The sequence below is a fragment of the Streptomyces sp. NPDC005863 genome, from assembly GCF_042871345.1.
Lineage (GTDB): Bacteria > Actinomycetota > Actinomycetes > Streptomycetales > Streptomycetaceae > Streptomyces.
This window is the reverse complement of sequence record NZ_JBIAII010000001.1, coordinates 131,959-154,215: the sequence shown is the minus strand read 5'-3', so window position 1 is coordinate 154,215 and position 22,257 is coordinate 131,959. Positions and strand designations below refer to the sequence as shown.

Genomic DNA, 22,257 nt, shown 5'->3' with positions numbered 1-22,257 from the left:
AACGGCTCCCTTTTCCGGGCCGGTACTGCGCCGTGCGGCCGCCGGTGGACCGCCCGCGGCGCCGTGTGGAGCCGGGCCGAGGGGGTAGGGGGTCGAAGGTGCGGCGGGCCGCCGCGGCGCCCCGCCGCCGTGCGCGCCCCGTCACCGTCCGTACTTCTGCGAATCCCCGCCTTTCATGGCCGATACTGGACGGGTTATGGAAATCGTCATCCTTGCTGTAGTCATCGCCGTGGTCGTGATCGGCGCTCTCGGCGGGCTCGTGATCGGCAGCCGCAAGAAGAAGCAGCTGCCTCCGAAGTCCCCGTCCACCGCGCCCACCATCACCGCCCCTCCCGTCGAACCGAAGGTCGGCGAAGAGGCCGAGACGCCGCGCGACGAACCGCGCCGCACGATCGAGGAGGTGGAACTCCCGCTCGTCGAGCCCTCGGCCACGGCCCCGGTCGTCGTCGAGGAGCCGGTCGCCGAGGAACCGGCCGCGCCGGAGATCGAGACCCCCGAGCCCGCCGCGGGACGCATGGTCCGGCTGCGCACCCGGCTCTCCCGCTCGCAGAACGCGCTCGGCAAGGGACTGCTCACGCTGCTGTCCCGCGAGCACCTCGACGAGGACACCTGGGAGGAGATCGAGGACACGCTGCTGACCGCGGACGTCGGCGTCGCGCCCACCCAGGAGCTCGTCGAGCGGCTGCGCGAGCGCGTGCGCGTGCTCGGCACCCGCACGCCGGACGAGCTGCGCACGCTGCTCCGCGAGGAGCTCCTGACGCTCGTCGGCGCGGACCTCGACCGCACCGTGAAGACCGAGTCCGGCCTGGAGACGCCGGGCATCGTGATGGTCGTCGGGGTCAACGGCACCGGCAAGACCACCACCACCGGCAAGCTCGCGCGCGTGCTCGTCGCCGACGGCCGCTCGGTCGTCCTCGGCGCCGCCGACACCTTCCGCGCCGCCGCCGCCGACCAGCTGCAGACCTGGGGCGAGCGCGTCGGCGCCCGCACGGTCCGCGGCCCCGAGGCCGGCGACCCCGCGTCGATCGCCTTCGACGCGGTCAAGGAGGGCATCGCGGACGGCGCCGACGTCGTCCTCATCGACACCGCGGGCCGGCTGCACACCAAGACCGGCCTCATGGACGAGCTCGGCAAGGTCAAGCGGGTCGTCGAGAAGCACGCCCCGCTGGACGAGGTGCTGCTCGTCCTCGACGCCACCACGGGGCAGAACGGCCTGGTGCAGGCGCGGGTCTTCGCCGAGGTCGTCGACATCACCGGCATCGTCCTGACGAAGCTGGACGGCACCGCCAAGGGTGGCATCGTCGTCGCCGTCCAGCGGGAACTGGGCGTACCGGTCAAGCTGGTGGGTCTCGGCGAGGGCGCGGACGACCTGGCGCCGTTCGAGCCGGAGGCGTTCGTCGACGCGCTCATCGGGGACTGACGCGCACGTCACGCAAAGGGCCTCCTCGCACGGTGCAGGTGCGGGGAGGCCCTTTGCTGTCCCGAGGTCCGCGGGGCCGTGGTCCTGGGCCTGCCGTGGCCCTAGGCCGGCGACCGGTGCGCCACGTACGCCAGGGTGCCGAGGACGAGCCGGGCCTGCGGCGGATGCGTCGCCGTGTCGAGCGCGGGGGCGCGGAGCCAGCGGACCGGGCCGAGGCCGCCGCGGTCGGACGGGGGCGCGGTGATGTGGCTGCCGGGGCCCAGGCCGTGCAGGTCCAGGGCGGCGTCGTCCCAGCCCATCCGGTAGAGCAGCTGGGGGAGTTCGGCCGCGGCGCCCGGCGCGACGAAGAACTGCGCCCGGCCGTCCGGAGTGATGGCCACCGGCCCGAGGGGAAGCCCCATCCGCTCCAGGCGGACCAGGGCGCGCCGCCCCGCCGCCTCCGCCACCTCGATCACGTCGAACGCGCGCCCGACCGGCAGCAGCACGGCGGCGCCGGGGAACTCCGCCCAGGCATCGGCGACCGCGTCGAGCGTGGCCCCGGCGGGGACCTCGGGGGCGAAGGACAGCGGGTGGGCGCCGGGGGTGGCGCAGTCGGCGGCCCCGCACGAGCAGACGCCGGCCAGCGCGCGGGCGCCGGGCACCACGTCCCAGCCCCACAGGCCGGTGTACTCCGCCACCGAGGTGCACTCCGAGGCGCGGCCGCGCCGCCGTGATCCGGTCCGGGGCCGGTCGGTTCCCCGGATGCCGCCGATCGTGAAGCCCATGCCCCCTCCAACGGGTCGAGCGCGTCGTGGTTACGTGACGGAATCGGATCGTGGCCCGCACTCCTGAAGACGGCGCTCGGTGGATTCACGGGTGGTGCGTCCGGTGTCGTGCGCCCCGGTGCACTCCGCTGCGCCCACTTTCGTTCGTCCTATGTCAAGTGAATCGCTTGTGGCGGCCCGGGAGTTCATTCGAAGGGGTGGCGAATGGTGGCGTTTCCGGGATCGCCCTCGCGGGAGGGGTGATCGTAGGATTACTTTCGGTACATGGCCCTGGGAGTTCGAGCACTCGTGGGTATGCCGGAGGCAAGTCGGTTTCCTGTTCGACGGGTGACATTCTCCGGACGGACCGCCGCAGGACGCGGCATTCTGTTAGGGCTTGGCGTGGACAACGCACAAGTGGCTTGAGGGATGGGGGCGTTCCAGTGGGCGGCAACGGCGGAGGCGGCGCGAACGCTGAGAAGCGCCCGAACGAGATGCTCACGTCCTGGTTCGTGCGCAGCGGCTGGTCGAAGGGTGAGCTGGCGCGCCAAGTGAACCGAAGGGCGCGGCAGTTGGGCGCGCACCACATCTCCACGGACACCTCACGGGTGCGCCGCTGGCTGGACGGCGAGAATCCGCGCGAGCCGATCCCCCGCATCCTCTCCGAGCTGTTCTCCGAGCGGTTCGGCTGCGTCGTCGCCGTCGAGGACCTGGGCCTGCGCGCCGCGCACCGCACCCCCGCCTCCTCCGGCGTCGACCTGCCCTGGACCGGACCGCAGACGGTCGCGCTCATGAGCGAGTTCTCGCGCAGCGACCTGATGCTCGCCCGCCGCGGGTTCCTCGGCACTTCGCTCGCGCTCTCCGCGGGCCCCGCCCTCATCGAGCCGATGCAGCGCTGGCTGGTCCCCCCGCAGTCCACCTCGCCGCCCGCGGAGCCCGACGCGGGCTCCGCCCAGCGCCGCCCGTCCCGGCTCTCCAAACCCGAGCTCGACCTGCTCGAGTCCACCACGGTGATGTTCCGCCAGTGGGACGCCCAGTGCGGGGGAGGGCTCCGGCGCAAGGCCGTCGTCGGGCAGCTGCACGAGGTGACGGACCTGCTGCAGGAGCCCCAGCCCGAGTCCACCTCCCGGCGCCTGTTCAAGGTCGCGGGCGAACTGGCCGAGTTGGCCGGCTGGATGAGTTACGACGTGGGCCTGCAGCCCACCGCCCAGAAGTACTTCGTCCTCGCCCTGCACGCCGCGAAGGAAGCCGGCGAGAAGCCCCTCGGGTCGTACATCCTCTCCAGCATGAGCCGTCAGATGATCCACCTCGGCCGGCCCGACGACGCACTCGAACTCGTCCATCTCGCCCAGTACGGCAGCCGGGACTGCGCGAGCCCGCGCACCCAGGCCATGCTGTATGCGATGGAGGCCAGGGCGTACGCCAGCATGGGCCAGCCCGGCAAGTGCAAGCGCGCCGTGCGGATGGCCGAGGACTCCTTCGCCGACGCCGAGGACTTCGGCGGCCCCGAGCCGGACTGGATCCGCTTCTTCTCCGAGGCCGAGCTGAACGGCGAGAACGCCCACTCGTACCGCGACCTGGCCTATGTGGCGGGCCGCAGCCCGACGTACGCCTCGCTCGCCGAACCCGTCATGGACCGCGCGGTGGAGCTCTTCGAGCGCGACGACGAGCACCAGCGTTCGTATGCGCTGAACCTCATTGGCATGGCCACCGTGCACCTGCTCCAGCGCGAGCCCGAGCAGAGCACGGTCCTCGCCGGGCAGGCCCTCGACATCGCCAAGAAGGTGCGGTCCGAGCGGGTCAACACCCGTCTGCGCAAGACCGTCGACACGGCCGTCCGGGACTTCGGGGACGTCGCCGAGGTCGTCGAGATCACCGAACGGCTCGCCATCGAGATGCCGGAGACCGCGGAGGCGGGCTGATCACCGGCACCACCGGCCCCGGCCGCGGCAGGACCATCCCGAACAGCCCGACTCGGCTCCCCCATGCCAGGTCAGCCGGATGGCCGCCGCGGCCGGTTCTCGTGCCCCGCGCGCGGGTGACCTCCGCACCCGCCGCGACCCGGCAGTTCATGGCCGCGTAACACACCCGACCTCTTCGTCACTGCGGCGAAACACCGAGGGGCGCCCGCCGAAACGGCGCTGGGCCAGTCTCTGGCGCACAACCGGCCCCACAGCGAGGAGACGCCGATGCCCCCAGGCATCACGATCGCCGCAGACGCCCCCGAGCTGTCTGCCGCCAACACCGGGTTCATGCTCATCTGCTCCGCCCTGGTGATGCTCATGACACCGGGACTCGCCTTCTTCTACGGAGGCATGGTCCGCGTCAAGAGCACCCTGAACATGCTGATGATGAGCTTCATCAGCCTGGGGATCGTCACCATCCTCTGGGTGCTGTACGGCTTCTCCCTCGCGTTCGGCACCGACCACGGCAGCCTCTTCGGCTGGGACGGCGACTACGTGGGGCTCAGCGGCCTCGGCATCAACCAGCTGTGGGACGGCTACACCATCCCCGTCTACGTCTTCGCCGTCTTCCAGCTGATGTTCGCGGTCATCACCCCGGCGCTGATCAGCGGCGCACTCGCGGACCGCGTGAAGTTCTCGGCCTGGGCGCTGTTCATCGCCCTGTGGGCCACCGTCGTGTACTTCCCCGTCGCGCACTGGGTGTGGGGCGCGGGCGGCTGGGCCTTCGAACTCGGCGTCATCGACTTCGCGGGCGGCACGGCCGTGCACATCAACGCCGGTGCCGCGGCGCTCGGCGTGATCCTCGTCATCGGCAGGCGCGTCGGCTTCAAGAAGGACCCGATGCGGCCGCACTCGCTGCCGCTCGTGATGCTCGGCGCCGCCCTGCTGTGGTTCGGCTGGTTCGGCTTCAACGCCGGCTCGTGGCTCGGCAACGACGACGGCGTCGGCGCGCTCATGTTCGTCAACACCCAGGTCGCCACCGCCGCCGCCATGCTCGCCTGGCTCGTCTACGAGAAGCTCCGGCACGGCGCGTGCACCACGCTGGGCGCCGCCTCCGGCGCCGTCGCCGGGCTCGTCGCCATCACCCCGTCCGGCGGCTCCTGCTCGCCGCTCGGCGCCATCGCCATCGGCGCGATCGCCGGTCTGCTCTGCGCCCTGGCCGTCGGGCTCAAGTTCAGGTTCGGATACGACGACTCGCTCGACGTCGTCGGCGTCCACCTGGTCGGCGGCATCACCGGATCGGTCCTCGTCGGCTTCTTCGCCACCGGCGGCGGCCAGTCGAAGGCGCAGGGCCTCTTCTACGGGGGCGGCCTCGACCAGCTGTGGAAGCAGCTCGCGGGGGTCGGCGCGGTCCTCGCGTACTCCCTGATCGCCTCCGCCGTACTCGCCCTCCTCATCGACAGGACGATCGGGATGCGGGTCGCCGAGGACGACGAGGTCGCCGGCATCGACCAGGTCGAACACGCAGAGACGGCCTACGACTTCAGCGGGGCCGGCGGCGGAACGGTCGGGCGCACGGCGGCGGCGGTGCCCGCCCCGCTCACGGACGGCGCCGCGGGCCGCGGCGGCACGGGAACGCAGGCCCAGGGCCACACGAACAAGAAGGTGGACGCATGAAGCTCATCACCGCGGTGGTCAAGCCGCACCGGCTCGACGAGATCAAGGAGGCGCTGCAGGCCTTCGGCGTCCACGGCCTGACCGTCACCGAGGCCAGCGGCTACGGACGCCAGCGCGGACACACCGAGGTCTACCGGGGCGCCGAGTACACCGTCGACCTCGTGCCGAAGATCCGCATCGAGGTCCTGGTCGAGGACGACGACGCCGAAGAGCTCCTGGAGGTCGTGGTGAAGTCCGCCCGCACCGGCAAGATCGGGGACGGCAAGGTGTGGAGCGTGCCGGTCGACACGGCGGTCCGGGTGCGCACGGGGGAGCGCGGGCCCGACGCGCTGTGAGGCGCGGACGCCGGTGAGGCCGGGCGTGGGGTACGAGACCGGGGGGCCGGGGGCCGGGGGGGCGGATCGGGGCGGGACGGAACGGAACGGTGCGGGACCGAACGGGAGCTGCTGGGTGACGAGTGTGGACGTATCGACCGAGACGACACCGGAGGACTCCGGACCCGGCGGCTACGCGGCGGCCCGGCTGCGGCTCCTGCAGGAGGAGTCGCGGCCCGGCCCGCCGCGCCGTGCCGCGCTCGCCGACCTCACCGACGCGTGGCTGGCCGGGCTCTTCCGGGCCGGCGGCCCCGCGGGCGTACCGCGGGGCGCCGCGCTCGTCGCGGTGGGCGGCTACGGACGGAGCGAACTGTCGCCGCGCAGCGACCTCGACCTGCTCCTGCTGCACGACGGCACGGCGGACGGCGCGGAGGTCGCGGCGCTCGCCGACCGCCTCTGGTACCCGGTCTGGGACCTCGGCATCGCCCTCGACCACTCCGTGCGGACGCCCGCCGAGGCCAGGAAGACCGCGGGCGATGACCTCAAGGTGCACCTCGGGCTCCTCGACGCCCGCCACGTCGCCGGGGACGCGGGACTGACCGCCGCGCTGCGCTCGGACGTGCTCGCCGACTGGCGCAACCAGGCGGTGCGGCGCCTGCCCGAACTGCGCGAACTGGGCGAGGAACGGGCCGAGCGCCAGGGCGAGTTGAGTCATCTCCTCGAACCCGACCTCAAGGAGGCCAGGGGCGGACTGCGCGACGCCACCGCGCTGCGGGCCGTGGCCGCGTCCTGGCTCGCCGACGCGCCCCGCGAGGGCCTCGCCGACGCCCGCCGGCAACTCCTCGACGTACGGGACGCGCTGCACCTGGCGACCGGCCGGGCCACCGACCGGCTCGCCCTCCAGGAACAGGACCAGGTCGCCAGCGAACTGGGGCTGCTCGACGCCGACACGCTGCTGCGCCAGGTGTACGAGGCGGCGCGCGTTGTCGCGTATGCCGGTGACGTCACCTGGCGCGAGGTCGGGCGCGTGCTGCGGGCGCGGTCCGGGCGGCCGCGGCTGCGGGCCATGCTCGGGGGCCGGGCCGGGGGTGGCGTGCGGCGCGGGGGCGATTCGGGGGCCGAGCGGTCGCCGCTGGCCGAAGGGGTCGTCGAGCAGGAAGGGGAGGCGGTGCTCGCCCGCGCCGCCCGTCCCGAGCGGGACCCGGTGCTGCCGCTGCGGGCCGCCGCGGCCGCCGCGCAGGCCGGCCTTCCGCTGTCCCTGCACGCCGTGCGCCGGCTGGCCGCCGCGGCGCGGCCGCTGCCCGTGCCATGGCCCGCGGAGGCGCGCGAGCAGCTCGTGACGCTGCTCGGCGCGGGGCGGCCGACCGTCCCGGTGTGGGAGGCGCTGGAGGCCGAGGGGCTGATCACGCGGCTGCTGCCGGACTGGGAGCGGGTGCGGTGCCGGCCGCAGCGCAACGCCGTCCACACGTGGACGGTCGACCGCCACCTCGTGGAGACGGCGGTACGGGCCGCCGACCTCACCCGGCGGGTGGGGCGGCCCGACCTGCTCCTGGTGGCCGCACTGCTCCACGACATCGGGAAGGGGTGGCCCGGGGACCACTCCGTGGCCGGGGAGACCATCGCGCGGGACGTCGCGGCGCGGATCGGCTTCGACGCGGGCGATGTGGCGGTCCTCGCGTGTCTGGTCCGGCACCACCTCCTCCTGGTGGAGACGGCGACCCGGCGCGACCTCGACGATCCGGCGACGGTACGGGGCGTCGCCGAGGCGGTGGGCTGCGTCGGGACGCTGGAGCTGTTGCACGCCCTGACCGAGGCGGACGCGCTGGCCACCGGGCCCGCGGCCTGGTCGGCGTGGCGGGGTGCGCTGGTCGCGGATCTGGTGCAGCGGGTGGCGGGGGCGTTGAGCGGGGACGCGCCGGTGGAGGCGGAGGGGGAGTCGGAGCGGGAGGAGACGGCGCCGACGGCGGAGCAGGAACGGCTGGTGGTGGAGGCGTTCCGGACGGGTGGGCCTGTGGTGGGGCTGCGGACGGAGGACGACGATGCCGACGCGGGGGCCGGGGCTGGGGCCGGGGCCGAGCCGCTGGGGGTGGAGTTGACGGTCGCGGTGCGGGATCGGCCGGGGGTGCTGGCGGCGGTGGCCGGGGTGCTGGCGATGCATCGGTTGACGGTGCGGGCGGCGGAGTTGCGGGAGGTGGGGGTGCCGGTGCCGGGAGCGTGTTCGGTTTTGCTGCTCAGCTGGCGGGTGGCGGCGGAGTACGGGTCGCTGCCGCAGGCGACGCGGGTGCGGGCGGATCTGGCGCGGGCGCTGGACGGGTCCCTCGACATCGAGGCGCGGCTGGCGGAACGGGAGGCGGCATACCCGCGCCGCCGCGGGACGGTGGCGCCGCCGGCGCGGGTGACGGTGGCGCGCACGGGATCGCGGGCCGCGACGGTGATCGAGGTGCGGGCCCGTGACGTACCGGGACTCCTCCACCGGATCGGCCGGGCGTTGGAGGGGGCGGGGGTGCGGGTGCGGAGTGCGCATGTGTCGACGCTGGGGGCGAACGCGGTGGACGCGTTCTACGTGACGGGGTCGGACGGGGCGCCGTTGACGGGGGAGCGGGCGGTGGGGGTGGCGCGGGAGGTGGAGGGGGTGTTGCGGGGGTAGGGGGGTGGGGTGCGGGTGCGTGGGGGCTGGGGTCTGCGCCTACTGCCCGTTTGTGGGTGCGGGGCCGCGGGGGTATGTGCGTACTCGCTATCCACTGTTCGCCACGCCTGACGAATGGCGGGGCTATTGCTGGCTCGGTGCTCCGTGCGCACATACCCCCACGTCCCCTCGCGTCTCGTACGCGGCTGCGGCCCGGCGGACGACGCACGCCCCTACCCTCAATACGCACCCCAGACAGCGGGGCACACCCACCCCGGCTCGCGGTACGCGACGGGGTACACCCACCCACCCGACCTCCGCCACACGTGGCGGGGTAAACCCACCCACCCTTACGGGGGCCCCGCCGTACGCGACGGGCTGCCCCACCCACCTGGGCTCCCGCGGTACGCGACGGGGCAGACCCACCCACCTGGGCTCCCGCGGTACGCGACGGGGCAGACCCACCCATCCCTATGGGGACCCCGCCGTACGTGATGGGGTAAACCCCACCCACCCCCACGGGGACTCCCGCCATATGTGGCGGGGTACGCCCACCCACCCCGATCCTCGCCGCACGCAGCGGGGTAGACCCCCCGGCCCCTCCTCCCGCCGCACGTCGCGAGGGGTAGACCCACCCACCCGCCCCTACTCCCGCCCTGCGTCGCGGGGTAAACGGGTGGGTGGGTGGGATACATCCGCCGCGAAGCGGCGGGCCTGTTTGAACCCGCAGGGGGAGCCGGGGACCCACCCCCACCCGAGCCCCACGTCGCAGGGGACCCCCACCCGTACCCCCGCGGCCGCGGACCGGCACCGCTCCAGGGCCGTAGGAGGAAGGCCGCCGGGAACCCCGAGCGACAGACAAGTCCGCCCGCAGCCCCAGGCACCCGTGAGCGACCGATACTCTGGAAGGCGACCTGTCCCCTTTTCCCCGACCCGAGGATTCGCGACCGCCGTGTTCGATACTCTCTCCGACCGCCTCGCAGCGACATTCAAGAACCTCCGGGGCAAGGGCCGCCTGTCCGAGGCGGACATCGACGCCACGGCCCGCGAGATCCGCATCGCCCTGCTCGAGGCGGACGTCGCCCTGCCCGTCGTCCGCGCCTTCATCAAGCAGGTCAAGGAGCGCGCGGCCGGCGCCGAGGTCTCCCAGGCCCTCAACCCCGCCCAGCAGGTCATCAAGATCGTCAACGAGGAGCTCATCGGCATCCTCGGCGGCGAGACGCGGCGCCTGCGGTTCGCCAAGACCGGCCCGACCGTCATCATGCTGGCGGGTCTGCAGGGTGCCGGTAAGACGACCCTCGCAGGAAAGCTGGGCCTCTGGCTGAAGGGGCAGGGCCACTCGCCGCTCCTCGTCGCGTGCGACCTGCAGCGTCCCAACGCCGTCAACCAGCTGAGCGTCGTCGCCGAGCGCGCCGGCGTCGGTGTGTACGCCCCGCAGCCGGGCAACGGCGTCGGTGACCCGGTCCAGGTCGCCAAGGACTCCATCGAGTTCGCCAAGACCAAGCAGTTCGACGTGGTCATCGTCGACACCGCGGGCCGCCTCGGCATCGACCAGGAGCTGATGCGGCAGGCCGCGGACATCCGCGACGCCGTGAGCCCGGACGAGGTCCTCTTCGTCGTCGACGCCATGATCGGCCAGGACGCGGTCAACACGGCCGAGTCCTTCCGGGACGGCGTCGGCTTCGACGGCGTCGTGCTCTCCAAGCTCGACGGCGACGCCCGCGGTGGCGCCGCCCTGTCGATCGCGCAGGTCACGGGCCGCCAGATCATGTTCGCCTCGAACGGCGAGAAGCTGGACGACTTCGACGCGTTCCACCCGGACCGCATGGCGTCCCGCATCCTCGGCATGGGCGACATGCTCACGCTCATCGAGAAGGCCGAGCAGACCTTCTCGCAGCAAGAGGCCGAGAAGATGGCCTCGAAGCTCGCCTCCAAGAAGGGGCAGGACTTCACGCTCGACGACTTCCTGGCCCAGATGGAGCAGGTCAGGAAGATGGGCAGCATCAGCAAGCTGCTCGGGATGATGCCCGGCATGGGCCAGATCAAGGACCAGATCGCCAATCTGGACGAGCGGGACGTGGACCGTACCGCCGCCATCATCAAGTCGATGACGCCCGCCGAGCGTCAGGAGCCGACGATCCTCAACGGCTCGCGCCGCGCCCGTATCGCCAAGGGCTCCGGTGTCGACGTCAGCGCCGTGAAGAACCTCGTCGAGCGGTTCTTCGAGGCCCGCAAGATGATGTCCCGCATGGCCCAGGGCGGCGGCATGCCGGGTATGCCCGGGATGCCGGGCATGGGCGGCGGTGCCGGCAAGCAGAAGAAGAAGCAGAAGCAGGCCAAGGGCAAGCGCAAGTCGGGCAACCCGATGAAGCGCAAGCAGGAGGAGCTGGAGGAGGCCGCCCGGCGCGAGCAGGCCGCTCAGGCCGGCGGCGCCTTCGGCCTTCCCGGTGGGCAGCCCGGCAAGGACTTCGAGCTGCCGGACGAGTTCAAGAAGTTCATGGGCTGAGATCGGTCCGCGGGGCCCCGCCGGTGCGGCGGGTTCCCCGTGTCGTACGGGTGTGGGGTGTCCCTCCGGAAGGGGCGCCCCACGGCGTTTTTCGGAGGGGGCAGCGGGTGCCCCTGCCGTATTTCTGACGTAACGTCCGGATATGAGCAACCCCGTGCCGCCGCGCCAGGAGCCCGACCGGCCGTGGCGTTCCGAGGGCGCGCCGCCGCCCGACCCGACTCCGCCGCCGAAGAAGAAGATGCCGGGCGGCTGGGGAAGCCTCATCCTGACGGCGCTGATCGTCTACCTCATCGCCAACGTCGTCCTGTCCTTCTTCAACGACGGCGACGAGCCGACGATCTCGTACACGGAGTTCAGCAAGCAGGTCGACGCCGGCAACGTCACCAAGATCTACTCCAAGGGTGACGCGATCCAGGGGCAGCTCAAGAAGGAGCAGCCCAAGCCGGACGGCGACAAGGGGAACTACACCAAGTTCACCACCCAGCGGCCCGCCTTCGCCGACGACAAGCTCTGGGACGACCTGACCAAGCACAAGGTCACGGTCACCGCCGAGCCCGTGGTGCAGGAGCGCAGCTTCCTCTCCAACCTGCTGATCTCGCTCGCCCCGATGCTGCTGCTCGTGGTCCTGTGGATCTTCATCGCCCGGCGGATGAGCGCCGGAATGGGCGGCGGGGGCGGCATGCTCGGGCGCAAGACGCCGCCCAAGCCGGTGGAGCTCGAACCCGGGGCGAAGCGCACCACCTTCGAGGACGTGGCGGGCATCGACGAGGTCGAGGGCGAGCTCAACGACGTCGTCGACTTCCTGAAGAACCCCGACGCCTACCGCAGGATGGGCGCCAAGATGCCCCGCGGCGTGCTGCTCGCGGGCCCGCCGGGCACCGGCAAGACGCTGCTCGCGCGCGCCGTCGCGGGCGAGGCCGGCGTGCCCTTCTTCTCGGCCTCCGCCTCGGAGTTCATCGAGATGATCGTGGGCGTGGGCGCCTCGCGCGTACGGGAACTCTTCGCCGAGGCCCGCAAGGTCGCGCCGTCGATCATCTTCATCGACGAGATCGACACCATCGGGCGTGCCCGGGGCGGCGGCAGCGGGATGGGCGGCCACGACGAGCGCGAGCAGACGCTGAACCAGATCCTCACCGAGATGGATGGTTTCTCCGGCGTGGAAGGCGTCATCGTGCTCGCCGCCACCAACCGCGCCGACGTCCTCGACCCCGCCCTCACCAGGCCCGGCCGTTTCGACCGCGTCGTCAACGTCTCACCCCCCGACCGAGGCGGTCGCGAGGCCATCCTGAAGATCCACACGCGGTCCATCCCGCTGGCCGACGACGTCGACCTCGCTCAGGTCGCCCGTACGACACCGGGCATGACCGGCGCCGAACTCGCCAACCTCGCCAACGAGGCCGCCCTCGTCGCCGTCAAGCGTAAGCAGCACACCGTCACCCAGTCCGACCTCTCCGAAGCCATGGAGAAGGTGCAGCTCGGCGCCGAGCGGCCGCTCGTGATGCCCCAGGACGAGCGCAGGCGCACCGCGTACCACGAGAGCGGCCACGCATTGCTCGGCATGTTGCAGCCCGGCGCCGACCCGGTCCGCAAGATCACCATCGTCCCGCGCGGGCGCGCGCTGGGCGTCACCCTGTCGACGCCGGACTCCGACAAGTACGCCTACACCGAGGAGTACCTCCGTGGTCGCATCGTCGGCGCCCTAGGAGGCATGGCCGCCGAACACGTCGTCTACGGAGTCATCACCACCGGCGCCGAGAACGACCTGGAGCAGGTCACCAACATCGCCCGCGGCATGGTCGGCCGCTGGGGGATGAGCGAGCTCGTCGGCCGCCTCTCCGCCCTGCCGAGCGACGCCCAGCAGGCGTACGGGCTCGCGGCCGCCCCCGGCACCCTCGACACCATCGACGGCGAGATGCGGCGGATCGTCGACGAGTGCTACGAGAGCGCCTGCCGACAACTGCGTGAGCACCGGGACCAACTGGATGCGCTGGCCGCGGCGTTGCTGGAAAACGAGACCCTGGAGGAGGCGCAGGCGTACCGGGTGGCGGGCATCACGCGGATGGCCAAGCAGGACGGCTGACGCCGGAACAGGGCCATGGGCCGGACAGGGCCGGAGCGGTCCCGACAGCCTCTCCGACAGCCTCTAGGGCACGCGGGCGATCAGATAGCGGAAGACGTTCGGCATCCAGACCGTCCGGTCCCCGCGCCGATGCGGATGCAGCGCCTCCGTCAGCTCCTTGTCGACCTGCGCCTGGTCCGTCGCGCGTATCGCCGCGTCGAACAGCCCCGTCGAGAGCAGCCCGCGGGCCGCGCTCTCCACGTCCGCGTACCCGAAGGGGCAGGCCACCCGGCCCGACCCGTCCGGCTTGAGCCCCGCCCGGTGGGCCACCTCCTCCAGGTCGTCGCGGAGCGCGGGACGCCAACTGCCGGTGCTCCGCAACGGGTCGGCGAGCTTCGTCGCCACCCGCAGCACGGAGGACGTCGCACAGCGCTCCGGAGGCCCCCAGCCGACGAGCACCACCGGGCTGCCGTGCCCGGCGAGCGGAGCCGCCGCCTCCAAGAGGTCGGAAAGCCCCTCGGAGTCACCGGCCGTGCACCCGATCGGCTGGAAGGCGGTGACGAGGTTGTACGTGGGCAGCTCCGGGTCCGCCGCGTCCGCGGGACCTCCTTCGACCAGGCGCGTGTCGGCACGCGCGCGTGCGTCCTCGGCGGTGTCCGACAGCAGACGTTCGCGCGCGAGAGCGAGCCGTTCGGGCTGCGCCGGGTCGACGCCGGTGACCCCGGCCCCGCGCGAGGCCGCCATCAGCAGCGCGAGTCCGGAGCCGCAGCCGAGGCCGAGGAGCCGGGTGCGCGCGCCTACTTCGAGCCGTTCGTACACCGCTTCATAGAGCGGGACCAGCATCCGTTCCTGGATCTCCGCCCAGTCACGCGCGCGTGCACACCGGTCCACACGGGGCGCTGTGCCCGCGTGGGGGAGGTGCGTCTGCACGAGTGTTGGTGTCATCGAAAGCGCCCCAATCCAACGAGAGTTAGTGCCGTGCCGAAATCCAACGGTTCGTCCGCCCCCGTGCAGTGCGCTCGCACTCCCCCTGTATGCCAGAGAACTCCGCATCCGCCGTGGAGTCCAGGGGTTGTGTGCCACTGCTTGCGCGCCACCGTCGCGCGCCCCCCGAAGGGGAAAAAAGGATTCCCGCTCCCCGAAGGCTCGCCCCTACCATGCGCGCATGGCCAAGACACCCGTGCTCACACCCCGGGCGGACGACTTTCCGCGCTGGTACCAGGACCTGATCAACAAGGCCGAGCTGGCCGACAACGGCCCGGTGCGCGGCACCATGGTGATCCGACCGTACGGGTACGGCCTGTGGGAGCGGATGCAGCAGGACATGGACGCCCGTATCAAGGCGACGGGTACCCAGAACGCGTACTTCCCGCTCCTCATCCCGCAGTCGTACCTGACGAGGGAGGCCGAGCACGTCGAGGGCTTCGCCCCGGAGCTCGCCGTCGTCACGCACGGCGGCGGCAAGGAGCTGGAGGAACCGGTCGTCATCCGTCCCACCTCGGAGACGATCGTCAACGAGTACTTCTCCAAGTGGGTGCAGAGCTACCGTGACCTGCCGCTGCTCATCAACCAGTGGGCCAACGTGGTCCGCTGGGAGATGCGCCCGCGCCTGTTCCTGCGCACGTCGGAGTTCCTGTGGCAGGAGGGCCACACCGCCCACGCGACGTACGAGGAGGCCCGCGACTTCGCCGCCCGCATCCACCGCCACGTCTACGGCGACTTCATGCGCGACGTCCTCGCCATGGACTTCGTGCTCGGCCGCAAGACCGCCAAGGAACGCTTCGCCGGCGCCATCAACACCCTCACGCTCGAAGGCATGATGGGCGACGGCAAGGCCCTCCAGCTCGGCACCAGCCATGAGCTCGGGCAGAACTTCGCCCGGGCCTTCGACACCCGGTACCTCTCCAGGGAGGGCAGCCAGGAACTGGTCTGGCAGACCTCCTGGGGCAGTACGACGCGGATGGTCGGCGCCCTGGTGATGATGCACGGCGACGACAGCGGCCTGCGCGTGCCGCCCAGGCTCGCGCCCGTCCAGGCCGTCGTCCTCGCGGTCAAGGGCGACGACGTGGTGCTCGCCGAGGTCCACGAGCTCGGCCGGCGGCTGACGGCCGCAGGCGTCCGCGTCCACGTTGACGACCGCGTCGACGTCCCCTTCGGGCGGCGCGCCGTGGACTGGGAGCTCAAGGGCGTCCCGGTGCGCGTCGAGGTCGGCCCGCGCGACCTGGCGAACGGCACCGCCATGCTGGCCCGCCGTATCCCCGGCGGAGACAAGCAGCCGGTCGCCCTCGACGCTCTCGCCGGCCTGCTGCCCATCCTCCTCGAAAAGGACCAGGCGCTGCTCCTGACCCAGGCCCGGGCCCGCCGCGAGTCCCGCACCGCGGACGTCGGCACCGTCGAGGAGGCGGTGGAGGCCACCGCCGCCGGCGGCTGGGCGCGGCTGCCGTGGGCCGCGCTGGGCGAGGAGGGCGAGGCCAGGCTGGCCGAGCACGCCGTCACCGTACGGTGTCTGGTCGCCGCGGACGGGGCGGTGCCGGAGGCCGACGACAGCCCGGGTAACGTCGCTCTCGTGGCCCGCTCCTACTGAGGGACGCGGCGCCGCGACCGGCGCGCGCCTCCCCGGCCCGCGCGCCCACCCGCGCACCATGAGCCCCGGCGTGCGGACATGGCCTACGCGCTGGGGCGTACGCGCCACTACGTACCGGCTTGGTGTGAGCTGTGAGGCTTCTCCGCAGATCAGCGCACCCGCCCTCGTCTTGACGCATCAACGGCAACTGACGGGTACGTGCAAATTATTTGGGATGCCCCGGAATGGAACCCCGAGGGCACCCGGCTCGTTGTCACGACGTGAGCACGACACCACCTGTTCTCGCCGCAGAGCTGGCACAGGCGTGGGCCGACATTCAGCGGCACCACCCCGAGCTGCCCGACCTTGCCGCGCCCGAATCCCTGATCGGAGAGTCGTCGTCCGCCTGCGGCGCCGAGCTCTCCTTCGAGCGACTGCTTCACGAAGCAGTCCATGGCATCGCCGCCTCGCGCGGCGTACGCGACACCTCACGTGCCGGCCGTTACCACAACCGCAGATTCCTCGCGATCGCCGAGGAGCTGGGCCTGGACCACCCCGAGGAACCGCATCCCAGCAGCGGCTTCTCCCTGGTCACCCTCAACCCCGAGGCGAAGAAGCGCTACCGCCCGACGATCGAACGCCTTCAGCGCGCGCTGAAGGCACACACCGCGGCGACGACGGCGGACACCGCGCGCAGCTTCCGCGGGCCGGCCGCACGGCACGGCTCCTCCGGGGGCGGCGTGCGCGTGAAGGCGGTCTGCGACTGCGGGCGCAACGTCCGTGTGGTCCCGTCGGTGCTCGCCCAGGCGCCGATCATGTGCGGCGGCTGCGGCAAGCCGTTCCGCATCCCGGACGTGGTCGGTGTGGGCGTGGGCTGAGCAGGCCAGGGGCGCCCGGACCGGGTTCGGGTGCCCCGGCGACGTATGGCACAATGGCTAGCTGTACTCGACAGTCGCATAGGACCCCTCTCTCCTCCGGCTGACGCGTCCATCGGGCACTCGAGTACCGCAACCCCACGCGGCATCACTGTTGTGCCCACCCACGTCATAGACCAGGAGACACCACTCCCGTGGCAGTCAAGATCAAGCTGAAGCGTCTGGGCAAGATCCGTTCGCCTCACTACCGCATCGTCGTCGCCGACTCCCGTACCCGCCGTGACGGCCGGGCCATCGAGGAGATCGGTCTGTACCACCCGGTGCAGAACCCCTCGCGCATCGAGGTCGACTCGGACCGCGCCCAGTACTGGCTGTCCGTCGGCGCCCAGCCGACCGAGCCGGTCATGGCCATCCTGAAGCTCACCGGTGACTGGCAGAAGCACAAGGGTCTGCCCGCCCCGGCGCCGCTGAAGGTCGCCGAGCCCAAGGACAAGCGCGCCGCGTTCGAGGCCTTCACCAAGGGTCTCGAGGGCGACGACGCCAAGGGCGAAGCCATCACCCAGAAGGCCAAGAAGTCGGACAAGAAGGCGGACGAGGCCGAAGCCGCGTCCACCGAGTCCACCGAGGCCTGATCATGCTCGAGGAGGCTCTCGAGCACCTCGTAAAGGGCATCGTCGACAACCCCGACGACGTGCAGGTGGCCTCGCGCAACCTGCGCCGGGGGCGCGTACTCGAGGTCCGGGTCCACCCCGACGACCTCGGCAAGGTGATCGGCCGCAACGGCCGCACCGCACGCGCCCTGCGTACGGTCGTGGGCGCCATCGGTGGCCGCGGTGTCCGCGTCGACCTCGTCGACGTGGACCAGGTTCGCTGAACCACAGCAGCACCGGCTCGGGCCGGGGAGGGCTCCAGGGCCTTCCCCGGCCCGTAGTCGTTGGATGAGGAGAAACGCAGTGCAGTTGGTAGTCGCCCGCATCGGCCGTGCCCACGGCATCAAGGGCGAGGTCACCGTCGAGGTCCGCACCGACGAGCCGGAGCTGCGGCTCGGCCCGGGCGCCGTCCTCGCCACGGACCCCGCCGCCACCGGCCCGCTCACCATCGAGACCGGCCGGGTGCACAGCGGCCGCCTCCTGCTGCGCTTCGAGGGCGTGCGCGACCGCACCGGCGCCGAGGCGCTCCGCAACACCCTGCTGATCGCCGAAGTGGACCCCGAGGAACTCCCCGAGGAAGAGGACGAGTTCTACGACCACCAGCTCATGGACCTGGACGTGGTCACCGAGGACGGCACCGAGGTCGGCCGCATCACCGAGATCTCGCACCTGCCCTCGCAGGACCTCTTCATCGTAGAGCGGCCCGACGGCACCGAGGTGATGATCCCCTTCGTCTCGGAGATCGTGGTCGAGATCGACCTGGACGAGCAGAAGGCCGTCATCGACCCGCCGCCCGGCCTCATCGACGACCGCGCCGAGATCGCCTCCACGCGGGACGAGGCGTAATGCGTCTCGACGTCGTCACGATCTTCCCGGAGTACCTGGACCCGCTGAACGTCTCCCTCGTGGGCAAGGCCCGCGCGCGCGGACAGCTCGACGTCCGGGTGCACGACCTCAGGGAGTGGACGTACGACCGGCACAACACGGTCGACGACACCCCCTACGGCGGCGGCCCCGGCATGGTCATGAAGACCGACCCCTGGGGCGCGGCCCTCGACGACGTGCTCGCCGAGGGGTACGAGGCGGGGGCCCACGGACCCGCCCTGGTCGTCCCCACGCCCAGCGGCCGCCCCTTCACCCAGGAACTCGCCGTGGAGCTCTCCGAGCGCCCCTGGCTGGTCTTCACGCCCGCGCGCTACGAGGGCATCGACCGCCGCGTCACCGACGAGTACGCGACCCGTATGCCCGTCTACGAGGTCTCCATCGGCGACTACGTCCTCGCGGGCGGGGAAGCCGCCGTCCTCGTCGTCACGGAGGCCGTGGCCCGGCTGCTGCCCGGCGTGCTGGGCAACGCCGAGTCCCACCAGGACGACTCCTTCGCCCCCGGCGCCATGGCCAACCTCCTGGAGGGCCCGGTCTACACCAAGCCTCCCCAGTGGCGCGGACACGGCATCCCCGACGTGCTGCTCAGCGGCCACCACGGCAAGATCGCGCGCTGGCGGCGGGACGAGGCGCTGCGGCGCACCACCCGCAACAGGCCCGATCTCATCGAACGGTGCGACCCCAAGGCCTTCGACAAGAAGGACCGCGAGATGCTCTCGATCCTCGGGTGGCGACCGGGGCCCGACGGCCGATTTGGGCGAGACCCCGAAGCCGTGGAAGAATAGGCCGCTGCTGTACGTCCAGCGTGCGCCCCTGCCACAGGGGGAACGACGCCCGCCCGACGCGATCAGCTACCGAATCCTCATCTCCCCGTACCGCTGATGACCTGTGGCATCAGTGAAGAAAGCAGACGATCATGGCTAACCTGCTCGACTCCGTCGACAGCGCGTCGCTGCGCAGCGACGTCCCCGCGTTCCGCCCGGGTGACACCGTCAACGTCCACGTCCGCGTCATCGAGGGCAACCGCTCCCGTGTGCAGCAGTTCAAGGGCGTAGTCATCCGCCGCCAGGGTGCCGGCGTGCGCGAGACCTTCACGGTCCGCAAGGTCTCCTTCTCCGTCGGCGTGGAGCGTACCTTCCCGGTGCACACCCCGATCGTCGAGAAGATCGAGCTCGTCACCCGCGGTGACGTCCGTCGCGCGAAGCTGTACTACCTCCGTGAGCTGCGCGGCAAGGCCGCGAAGATCAAGGAGAAGCGCGAGCGCTGAGCTCCCGCACGGGTTCACAGCTCGGCCGGATAGCATCTGGCCCCGATGGACACCGAAGCACAGCACACGGAGCGCGACCGCTCCTCCCCACCCTCCGGCTCCGGAGACGTCCCGTACGTCGCCGAGGAAGCCGAGGAGCCGGAGGGACGGTCGCGCTCCGTTCTTGCGTGGCTGACCGACCGGGTGCCGGGCGGCGGACTCACCCTGACGTTCCTGCTGTGCGTGGGCATCCTGCTCCTCGTCAGCGCCTTCGTGATGCAGCCCTTCCAGATCCCCAGCGGCTCCATGGAGCCCGCGTTCCGGTCCGGGGACAGGGTGCTCGTCAACAAGTTGGCGTACCGTTTCGGGTCCGAGCCGCAGCGGGGTGACGCGGTCGTCTTCGACGGACACGGCTACTTCGGAGACGCCGACTACATCAAGCGGGTCGTGGGCACAGGGGGAGACCGAGTGGTCTGCTGTGACAAGCGGGGGAGGATCAAGGTGAACGGCGAGCCCGTCGACGAGCCGTACCTCTACCCGAACAACGCCCCCTCCCAGGTGCCCTTCGACGTCGTCGTCGCCGAGGACAGCCTCTTCCTCCTCGGCGACCACCGCAGCGACTCCCGGGACTCCCGCGACCACCTCGGCGAGCCGGGCGGCGGCATGATCCCGGTCGACGAGGTCATCGGCAGGGCCGACTGGATCGCCTGGCCGATCGGCCGCTGGACCTCCCTGAAGCGTCCCGACAGCTACGCGCGCGTGCCGGACCCGGGCGGCGCACATGGGTAACCGCGGACGGACGCGCGGCTCCGGCCACCGGGCGGACACCTCGCTGCCCACCGGGTCCAGGCCCACCGACGGACCCGTCCTGCCGGGCCGGGCCGACCGGCGCAAGCTCGCGCGGAAGGTCAAGCGGCGCAGGCGACGCTCGGCGATCAAGGAAGTGCCGCTGCTCATAGGCGTGGCGCTGCTCATAGCCCTCGTCCTGAAGACCTTCCTGGTGCAGGCCTTCGTGATCCCGTCGGGCTCCATGGAGCAGACCATCCGCATCGGCGACCGGGTCCTGGTCGACAAGCTCACCCCGTGGTTCGGCTCCAAGCCGGAGCGCGGCGACGTCGTCGTCTTCAAGGACCCCGGCAACTGGCTCGAAGAGGAGCAGGGCAAGAAGAAGCACGACCCGGTGGTCGTCAAGCAGATCAAGGAAGGCCTGACCCAGATCGGTCTGCTGCCCTCCGACAGCGAACGGGACCTGATCAAGCGCGTGGTCGGCGTCGGCGGCGACACCGTCAAGTGCTGTGACAAGAACGGCAAGGTCACCGTCAACGGCGTCCCGCTGGACGAGCCCTACATCCACCCCGGGGACAAGCCCTCGGCCTTCGCGTTCGAGGTGAAGGTCCCCGAAGGCCGTCTCTTCATGATGGGTGACCACCGCAGCGACTCGGCGGACTCCCGCTTCCACCGCACCGAGAAGTTCCACGGCACGGTCTCCGAGGACCAGGTGGTCGGGCGCGCGATGGTCATCGCCTGGCCCTTCGGCCACTGGCGCAAACTGGAGGAGCCGAAGACGTACGCGTCGGTACCCGACGCGCGTCCGGCGTCGGACGCCGTCACAGGTGCGTCGCATAGGGTGGCCCCCGGCGATCGATATGGATTGATCCGGCTCCCGACCCCTGCGGAACTCCCGCTCGTTATGGGAGTGGTGGGCCTGCATCGCATCTGGGGCAGGCAGCGGCACGGACTGAGGAGTGGATGTGGGGGATTTGGCGGTCGGCGCACGATCCGGACACGAGGGGCCCGAGGAGCGGCCGGAGCGATCCGACGAGCCGGGCGTCGAGGCCGCAGAAGGCGGTGCCACCCCCGGGAATGACGCCGCGGCCGGCGACGGCGCGACGGACGGGCAGGACGGCAAGCAGCAGAAGAAGCCCCGCTCCTTCTGGAAGGAGCTTCCGCTCCTCATCGGCATCGCCCTGGTCCTGGCCCTGGTCATCAAGACCTTCCTGGTCCAGGCGTTCTCGATCCCGTCGGACTCGATGCAGAACACGCTGCAGCAGGGCGACCGCGTGCTGGTCGACAAGCTGACGCCGTGGTTCGGCTCCGAGCCCGAGCGCGGCGAGGTCGTCGTCTTCAAGGACCCCGGCCACTGGCTGGACGGCGAGCCCACGCCGGATCCGAACGCGGTCCAGCGGGTCCTCGGCTGGGTCGGCCTGATGCCGTCCGCCGACGAGAAGGACCTCATCAAGCGCGTCATCGCCGTCGGCGGCGACACCGTGGAGTGCAAGGGCACCGGCTCGGTGAAGGTCAACGGCAAGGCGCTGAACGAGCCCTACGTCTTCGCGGGCAACACCCCCTGCAGCGTCGACGACCAGGGCGGCCAGTTCAAGGTGACGGTACCCAAGGGCAAAATCTGGGTCATGGGTGACCACCGGCAGAACTCCCTGGACTCCCGCTACCACCAGAACCAGCCCGGCGGCGGCGCCGTCCCCGTGGACAACGTCGTGGGCCGCGCCATCGTGATCGCCTGGCCGCCCACCCGCTGGGCGACCCTGCCCAAGCCGGACACCTTCGACCAGCCCGGCATCAACGCCCTCTCCGGGGCGGCGCCGGGCGCGCTCGGGCTGGCCGGGGCCGTGCCGCTCGTGCTGTGGCGCCGACGCCGGCTCACGGTGGCGGCCGCGCGCGACGCGAGGGTTTCTGGCGGCAGTACCGCCGGGTAGGGTGCCGTCCCAGATCGCCGATCTTCCGCCGTCCGTACCGACGCGGCGGGGTCGTCTCCAACACGGGGGAGCACTGGG

The 22,257-nt window shown here is 71.6% G+C and carries 19 protein-coding genes; 17 read left to right on the top strand and 2 right to left on the bottom strand.

Translation table 11 applies throughout. The features are described 5' to 3' along the window. The first annotated feature begins 196 nt into the window (after window positions 1-196). On the top strand, window positions 197-1,420 hold the full coding sequence (gene ftsY, locus ACFYO9_RS00605; RefSeq protein WP_358773942.1) for a signal recognition particle-docking protein FtsY: 1,224 nt from the start codon (window positions 197-199) through the stop codon (window positions 1,418-1,420). Window positions 1,421-1,521: 101 nt separating this feature from the next. Here the strand turns inward: ftsY and ACFYO9_RS00600 are convergent, their stop codons facing one another. After that, the gene (locus tag ACFYO9_RS00600) at window positions 1,522-2,184 is read right to left on the bottom strand and encodes a bifunctional DNA primase/polymerase (RefSeq protein ID WP_358773940.1); all 663 of its coding nucleotides are present in this window, start codon (window positions 2,182-2,184) and stop codon (window positions 1,522-1,524) included. Between the two features lie 422 nt (window positions 2,185-2,606). Here ACFYO9_RS00600 and ACFYO9_RS00595 point away from each other — a divergent pair, with 422 nt between their 5' ends. The 6 genes from ACFYO9_RS00595 (at window position 2,607) to ftsH (ending at window position 13,270) form a co-directional block, all read left to right on the top strand. Beyond that, window positions 2,607-4,085, top strand: coding sequence for a hypothetical protein (locus ACFYO9_RS00595; protein ID WP_355811703.1), 1,479 nt, complete (start codon window positions 2,607-2,609; stop codon window positions 4,083-4,085). Between the two features lie 267 nt (window positions 4,086-4,352). Further along, window positions 4,353-5,744: an ammonium transporter gene (locus tag ACFYO9_RS00590; RefSeq protein ID WP_358773939.1), complete on the top strand. Its 1,392-nt coding sequence runs from the start codon at window positions 4,353-4,355 to the stop codon at window positions 5,742-5,744. Next, window positions 5,741-6,079, top strand: coding sequence for a P-II family nitrogen regulator (locus ACFYO9_RS00585; protein ID WP_355811709.1), 339 nt, complete (start codon window positions 5,741-5,743; stop codon window positions 6,077-6,079). The genes ACFYO9_RS00590 and ACFYO9_RS00585 overlap by 4 nt, the downstream gene beginning before the upstream one ends. Before the next feature lie 115 nt (window positions 6,080-6,194). Further along, window positions 6,195-8,705, top strand: a complete 2,511-nt coding sequence (locus ACFYO9_RS00580; RefSeq protein WP_358773937.1) for a [protein-PII] uridylyltransferase — start codon at window positions 6,195-6,197, stop codon at window positions 8,703-8,705. Window positions 8,706-9,636: 931 nt separating this feature from the next. Further along, a complete protein-coding gene (gene ffh, locus ACFYO9_RS00575) occupies window positions 9,637-11,190 on the top strand; it encodes a signal recognition particle protein (protein ID WP_358709483.1) in 1,554 nt (517 codons plus the stop codon). 142 nt (window positions 11,191-11,332) lie between these two features. Further along, complete coding sequence (ftsH, locus tag ACFYO9_RS00570) at window positions 11,333-13,270, top strand: ATP-dependent zinc metalloprotease FtsH (protein WP_358773935.1); 1,938 nt, start codon at window positions 11,333-11,335, stop codon at window positions 13,268-13,270. Between the two features lie 63 nt (window positions 13,271-13,333). Here ftsH and ACFYO9_RS00565 read toward each other — a convergent pair whose 3' ends face one another. Further along, the gene (locus ACFYO9_RS00565) at window positions 13,334-14,194 is read right to left on the bottom strand and encodes an SAM-dependent methyltransferase (protein WP_358773933.1); all 861 of its coding nucleotides are present in this window, start codon (window positions 14,192-14,194) and stop codon (window positions 13,334-13,336) included. 220 nt (window positions 14,195-14,414) lie between these two features. Here ACFYO9_RS00565 and proS point away from each other — a divergent pair, with 220 nt between their 5' ends. The 10 genes from proS (at window position 14,415) to lepB (ACFYO9_RS00515) (ending at window position 22,179) form a co-directional block, all read left to right on the top strand. Further along, window positions 14,415-15,833: a proline--tRNA ligase gene (proS, locus tag ACFYO9_RS00560; protein ID WP_358773932.1), complete on the top strand. Its 1,419-nt coding sequence runs from the start codon at window positions 14,415-14,417 to the stop codon at window positions 15,831-15,833. A gap of 260 nt (window positions 15,834-16,093) precedes the next feature. Then, window positions 16,094-16,690: a hypothetical protein gene (locus ACFYO9_RS00555; protein ID WP_355811725.1), complete on the top strand. Its 597-nt coding sequence runs from the start codon at window positions 16,094-16,096 to the stop codon at window positions 16,688-16,690. A 191-nt stretch (window positions 16,691-16,881) separates the two neighbouring features. Further along, complete coding sequence (rpsP, locus tag ACFYO9_RS00550) at window positions 16,882-17,319, top strand: 30S ribosomal protein S16 (RefSeq protein ID WP_358773930.1); 438 nt, start codon at window positions 16,882-16,884, stop codon at window positions 17,317-17,319. A gap of 2 nt (window positions 17,320-17,321) precedes the next feature. Beyond that, window positions 17,322-17,561: an RNA-binding protein gene (locus tag ACFYO9_RS00545; protein WP_014176063.1), complete on the top strand. Its 240-nt coding sequence runs from the start codon at window positions 17,322-17,324 to the stop codon at window positions 17,559-17,561. A 79-nt stretch (window positions 17,562-17,640) separates the two neighbouring features. Further along, complete coding sequence (gene rimM / locus ACFYO9_RS00540; RefSeq protein ID WP_355811730.1) at window positions 17,641-18,183, top strand: ribosome maturation factor RimM; 543 nt, start codon at window positions 17,641-17,643, stop codon at window positions 18,181-18,183. Then, the gene (gene trmD / locus ACFYO9_RS00535; RefSeq protein ID WP_355811733.1) at window positions 18,183-19,004 is read left to right on the top strand and encodes a tRNA (guanosine(37)-N1)-methyltransferase TrmD; all 822 of its coding nucleotides are present in this window, start codon (window positions 18,183-18,185) and stop codon (window positions 19,002-19,004) included. The genes rimM and trmD overlap by 1 nt, the downstream gene beginning before the upstream one ends. 131 nt (window positions 19,005-19,135) lie before the next feature. Beyond that, the gene (gene rplS, locus ACFYO9_RS00530; RefSeq protein WP_355811736.1) at window positions 19,136-19,486 is read left to right on the top strand and encodes a 50S ribosomal protein L19; all 351 of its coding nucleotides are present in this window, start codon (window positions 19,136-19,138) and stop codon (window positions 19,484-19,486) included. Window positions 19,487-19,531: 45 nt separating this feature from the next. Beyond that, window positions 19,532-20,254 carry a signal peptidase I gene (lepB, locus tag ACFYO9_RS00525; protein ID WP_358773927.1) on the top strand — a complete coding sequence of 241 codons (723 nt, stop codon included), beginning with the start codon at window positions 19,532-19,534 and terminating at the stop codon, window positions 20,252-20,254. Next, window positions 20,247-21,332 carry a signal peptidase I gene (gene lepB, locus ACFYO9_RS00520; protein ID WP_355811742.1) on the top strand — a complete coding sequence of 362 codons (1,086 nt, stop codon included), beginning with the start codon at window positions 20,247-20,249 and terminating at the stop codon, window positions 21,330-21,332. The genes lepB (ACFYO9_RS00525) and lepB (ACFYO9_RS00520) overlap by 8 nt, the downstream gene beginning before the upstream one ends. After that, window positions 21,217-22,179: a signal peptidase I gene (gene lepB / locus ACFYO9_RS00515; protein WP_358773925.1), complete on the top strand. Its 963-nt coding sequence runs from the start codon at window positions 21,217-21,219 to the stop codon at window positions 22,177-22,179. Before lepB (ACFYO9_RS00520) ends, lepB (ACFYO9_RS00515) begins: the two co-directional genes overlap by 116 nt. The last annotated feature ends 78 nt before the right edge of the window (window positions 22,180-22,257 follow it).

What these genes read in the sequence shown, in the direction of transcription:
- lepB (WP_358773927.1), top strand. Translation starts at nt 19,532, where the DNA reads ATGGACACCGAAGCACAGCACACGGAGCGCGACCGCTCCTCCCCACCC.
- rplS (WP_355811736.1), top strand. Translation starts at nt 19,136, where the DNA reads ATGGCTAACCTGCTCGACTCCGTCGACAGCGCGTCGCTGCGCAGCGAC.
- trmD (WP_355811733.1), top strand. Translation starts at nt 18,183, where the DNA reads ATGCGTCTCGACGTCGTCACGATCTTCCCGGAGTACCTGGACCCGCTG.
- lepB (WP_355811742.1), top strand. Translation starts at nt 20,247, where the DNA reads ATGGGTAACCGCGGACGGACGCGCGGCTCCGGCCACCGGGCGGACACC.
- ftsY (WP_358773942.1), top strand. Translation starts at nt 197, where the DNA reads ATGGAAATCGTCATCCTTGCTGTAGTCATCGCCGTGGTCGTGATCGGC.
- ACFYO9_RS00545 (WP_014176063.1), top strand. Translation starts at nt 17,322, where the DNA reads ATGCTCGAGGAGGCTCTCGAGCACCTCGTAAAGGGCATCGTCGACAAC.
- ACFYO9_RS00565 (WP_358773933.1), bottom strand. Translation starts at nt 14,194, where the DNA reads ATGACACCAACACTCGTGCAGACGCACCTCCCCCACGCGGGCACAGCG.
- ACFYO9_RS00600 (WP_358773940.1), bottom strand. Translation starts at nt 2,184, where the DNA reads ATGGGCTTCACGATCGGCGGCATCCGGGGAACCGACCGGCCCCGGACC.
- proS (WP_358773932.1), top strand. Translation starts at nt 14,415, where the DNA reads ATGGCCAAGACACCCGTGCTCACACCCCGGGCGGACGACTTTCCGCGC.
- ACFYO9_RS00590 (WP_358773939.1), top strand. Translation starts at nt 4,353, where the DNA reads ATGCCCCCAGGCATCACGATCGCCGCAGACGCCCCCGAGCTGTCTGCC.
- ACFYO9_RS00585 (WP_355811709.1), top strand. Translation starts at nt 5,741, where the DNA reads ATGAAGCTCATCACCGCGGTGGTCAAGCCGCACCGGCTCGACGAGATC.
- ftsH (WP_358773935.1), top strand. Translation starts at nt 11,333, where the DNA reads ATGAGCAACCCCGTGCCGCCGCGCCAGGAGCCCGACCGGCCGTGGCGT.